This is a genomic window from Sphingomonas sp. (assembly GCF_031361285.1).
Lineage (GTDB): Bacteria > Pseudomonadota > Alphaproteobacteria > Sphingomonadales > Sphingomonadaceae > Sphingomicrobium.
Genome location: NZ_JANMCO010000041.1, coordinates 1 through 3,522, shown reverse-complemented (window position 1 = coordinate 3,522; position 3,522 = coordinate 1). Strand labels below are relative to the sequence as shown.

The 3,522-nt window shown below is 63.7% G+C and carries 5 protein-coding genes; 2 read left to right on the top strand and 3 right to left on the bottom strand.

Annotated features, from left to right (window positions below; all coding sequences use genetic code 11):
- Nucleotides 1-7 precede the first annotated feature (7 nt).
- The 3 genes from RMO25_RS04365 to RMO25_RS04350 are packed head-to-tail and all read right to left on the bottom strand — an operon-like array spanning nucleotide 8 to nucleotide 2,292.
- Complete coding sequence (locus RMO25_RS04365) at nucleotides 8-850, bottom strand: VOC family protein (RefSeq protein WP_309661380.1); 843 nt, start codon at nucleotides 848-850, stop codon at nucleotides 8-10.
- Between the two features lie 33 nt (nucleotides 851-883).
- On the bottom strand, nucleotides 884-1,621 hold the full coding sequence (locus tag RMO25_RS13840) for a DUF1428 domain-containing protein (RefSeq protein ID WP_405051839.1): 738 nt from the start codon (nucleotides 1,619-1,621) through the stop codon (nucleotides 884-886).
- Nucleotides 1,618-2,292: a glutathione S-transferase family protein gene (locus RMO25_RS04350; protein WP_309661379.1), complete on the bottom strand. Its 675-nt coding sequence runs from the start codon at nucleotides 2,290-2,292 to the stop codon at nucleotides 1,618-1,620. The genes RMO25_RS13840 and RMO25_RS04350 overlap by 4 nt, the downstream gene beginning before the upstream one ends.
- Before the next feature lie 68 nt (nucleotides 2,293-2,360).
- On the opposite strand from RMO25_RS04350, the gene RMO25_RS04345 reads away from it, so the two are divergent.
- Nucleotides 2,361-3,047 (top strand): helix-turn-helix domain-containing protein, encoded by a 687-nt coding sequence (locus RMO25_RS04345; RefSeq protein ID WP_309661378.1) that lies wholly within the window; start codon nucleotides 2,361-2,363, stop codon nucleotides 3,045-3,047.
- Between the two features lie 32 nt (nucleotides 3,048-3,079).
- Nucleotides 3,080-3,522, top strand: a 443-nt coding sequence (locus RMO25_RS04340) for an AAA family ATPase (protein ID WP_309661377.1), incomplete at its 3' end; no start/stop codon positions are given.

The window sequence follows — 3,522 nt, the reverse complement described above, 5'->3', positions numbered from 1 at the left end:
CTCTCCCTTAACTGCGCGGGCCGACGAGGCCGAACGATGCGCCGTGCGGGTCGAGCGCATTCAATGAGAATTCGCCGCCCGGGATCTCCATCGGACCATTGAGGATCTGCCCGCCGCCGGACTTGATCGCCTCGGCAGCGCGGCCGATGTCGTCGACGCCGATGTAATAGGTCCATTGGCTGACCGGCAGCTGCGGCGGCTTGGTCATGACCGCGCCGATGTTCGTTCCGCGGTCCTGGATGAAGCGGTATTTGCCCATCTCGCCCATGTCCATGTCGCCGTCCTGGCTCCAGCCGAACTGTTTGCGATAGAAGTCGATCGCGCCGTCCGGTTCGGGGGTGGCCAGCTCATTCCAGCGGACGCGCTGCGGCTGATCGACCGAGAAAACGTCGCTGACCTTATTCCCGTCGCCGGCTGGCGGGGTCGGCTGCATCACGTAGAAGGGCGCACCCTGCGGGTCGGTGACCAACGCGATCCGGCCGACATTGGGGATGTCGAACGCCGCCATCAGCGCCTTGCCGCCGTCTTTTTCGATCGCGGCGACCGACTGATCGACGTCATCGACGCCGACGTAGCCGAGCCACACCGGCCGTGCGCCGTGTGACCGCATCTCGTCGGTCAGCCGCATCACACCGCCGGCGTTGCCGCCGTCGGCGCGACCGATCATCCGGTAGTCCATCTCACCCGACGGCTGTGGCTCGATATTCCAACCAACCACCGCGTCGTAAAATGTCTTGGCGGCGACCGGATCGGGCGTGAGAAGCTCATACCAGATGAAGCTGCCGTGGGCCGAAGTTCTCGAATCCTCATTCGCGGCCGACTGGGTCGGCGCATAAGTGGTGTCGGACATGGTCACATTCCTTTCGTATGCGTTGCGGTAGGGTCAGGCGTGCGCCGTCTCGCGCTTGGCGGTGTCGAGGATCGGCTCGAAGCCGCCCCAGAACATGCGTTTGCCGTCGAAGGGCATGTCGCCGTCCGGTTTCATGGTCTCGTCGGCCATGATCGCCTTCCACGCATTGTCGCGGGCCGCCTTGTCGGGCCACTCGATGAACGAGAAGACTACAGTCTCGCCGTCTTCGGCCTTCACCGCGCGGTAGAAATCGGTGACCTTGCCGTGCTGGACGTCATCGGCGATCGATTCGATCACCCGGGTCGCGCCATGCTGGCGGAACACGCCCGCCATCTTGGCCGCGAGCTCGCGATAGGCGTCGCGCTTGCCTTCGGGGACCGGGACGACGAAACCGTCGGTGTAGCCGCCCCCGCCGGCGCCTTCCTCTACGATCGCCTCGAATCCGCCCATGATCATGCGCTTGCCATCGAACGGCATGTTGGCGCCCATCTCCTCCATGCGCGGGTCGCTCATCATCTTTTCGTTGGCCGCGTTGCGCGCATTCTTGTCGGGATATTCGAACCAGGAGAAGACGACGTCCTCATCGTCCGTCGCGTTGACAGCCTTCTTGAAGTCGGTGACCTTGCCGTCGGCAACGTCGTCGCCCCAGGTTTCAACCATGCGCGCCACCCCGAATTCCTGGACCATCGGGGCGAACTCGGTCGCGTGCTTGCGATAGGCGTCCTTGTTGGCTTTCGGCACGGGAACGACGAACCCTTCAAAATAGGTCATGCAATTGCTCCTTCGGGTTGGTGTTGCTTGAACACGGCGATCTGGTCGGCGAGCGCGCGCTGGAACGCTGGGCGCTGCTCGGCTCGCTCTACATAGGCTTTGAGGTTGGCCTGTTCAGCCACCAAATCGGTGTGCCGAAGTATCCGCAGGACGGATGCCATCATCAGGTCGCCAATGGTGAAATGATCCTCGAGCCACTCCTTGTCGCCGAGCCAATCGGCGACTCGCTTCAATTTCAGCCGGGTGAAATCTTCGGCTCCCGGCCGCCGTAGCTTGGCCCATTCCTCATTGGTGTAGAACAGGTCGATCGCGACCAGATTCTGGATCGCCGGCTCGACGCTGTTCAAGGCCGCGTAGGTCCACTGGATAGCCCGGATTCGCGCCACGGCATCACGCGGCAGCAATTTCTCGCTCTTCTCACCGATATGCTGGAGGATGGCGCCGGTTTCAAAGATCTTCAGCGGGCCTTCACGATAGCAGGGCACCTGGCCGAACGGCTGGTCGAGATAATATTCGGGCGGCCGTTCGCCCTCGAGCAGCTGGACCTTGTAGGACAGGCCGATCTCCTCGAGCGCCCAGCGCGGGCGCAGGTCGCGGACCAGCCCTTCGGCGAACGGCGGCACCCAGGCGAAGGCGGAGATTTCGATATCGGCGTTGGCATCAACGGGCATGCGCTTTCTTCCTCCTGTGCGACTCGATTCGGCTTGCTTTTTATGCCTGTCAGTCATATTTGACAACCATGGAGTTAGACAAGATATCCACTATAGGGTGGGACGAAGACAAAAGACGGTATGACGATGCCTGCGCCGCCGCTCATGGCATGGACCTGATCGGTGAGCGTTGGTCGATGCCGCTGATCCGCGAACTGTTGCTCGGGCCGCGCCGGTTCGGCGACTTGAAGGCCAGCCTTAACGGGATCAGCGCAAACGTCCTGACCCAGCGGCTGGCTGGGCTGGAGGCGGCCGGCGTGCTGGTGCGCCGCAAGCTGCCGCCGCCGGCATCGGTCCAGGTCTATGAGTTGACGCCGTGGGGCTATGAATCGGCGCCCATCTTCCAGGCCCTGGGCCGGTGGGCCGTGCGCAGCCCGCGCCATGACGTGACCCGGCCGTTCAGCCCGACCTCATTGATGCTGGCGCTTCGCACCATGATGAGCGCGGATGCGGCGGGCGATTTCGCCGCGCGAATCCAGCTGCAGATGGCGGGAGAGCCCTATTTCTGGATTCGTGAAGACGGCGAGGTCCGCATCGGCCGCGGTGCCATCGACCATCCCGACCTGACCATCGCCGGCACGCCAAGCGATGTCGCGGCGGTGGTTTACGCCGGGGCGCCGGCGGACATGATCACGGTAGCGGGCGACCGCGGCCTGATGCAGCGCTTCATCACGCTCTTCCCGATGCCCGCCAAGGCCGCGCTCGCGGAGAGTTGAGGCGTCTCGCGCATGCGCCTAAGGGCGGTTTCATGACCGATCTTCCCAACGTGAATCCCGAGAGCCGCAGCGACACCGTGATGATGTCGCCCGACAAGATCGCCAAGGTCCGCGAGCTGTTCGGCATCGACAGCGACATGGAAGTGCCGGCGTTCAGCGAAGCCGACGAGCGCGTTCCCGATCTCGACCCCGCTTATGTGTTCGATCCCGACACCACGCTGGCGATCTGCGCCGGCTTCGCCCGCAACCGCCGGGTGATGATCCAGGGCTATCACGGCACCGGCAAGTCGACCCACATCGAGCAGGTCGCGGCGCGATTGAATTGGCCGACCGTGCGGATCAACCTCGACGCGCACATCAGCCGCATCGACTTGGTCGGGCGCGACGCGATCGTCTTGAAGGACGGCCAGCAGGTCACCGAATTTCGCGAAGGCTTGTTGCCGTGGGCGCTGCAGCACCCGGTCGCCTTGGTGTT

Coding starts and splice junctions, on each gene's coding strand:
- RMO25_RS04365 (WP_309661380.1), bottom strand. CDS start 850: ATGTCCGACACCACTTATGCGCCGACCCAGTCGGCCGCGAATGAGGAT.
- RMO25_RS13840 (WP_405051839.1), bottom strand. CDS start 1,621: ATGACCTATTTTGAAGGGTTCGTCGTTCCCGTGCCGAAAGCCAACAAG.
- RMO25_RS04350 (WP_309661379.1), bottom strand. CDS start 2,292: ATGCCCGTTGATGCCAACGCCGATATCGAAATCTCCGCCTTCGCCTGG.
- RMO25_RS04345 (WP_309661378.1), top strand. CDS start 2,361: ATGGAGTTAGACAAGATATCCACTATAGGGTGGGACGAAGACAAAAGA.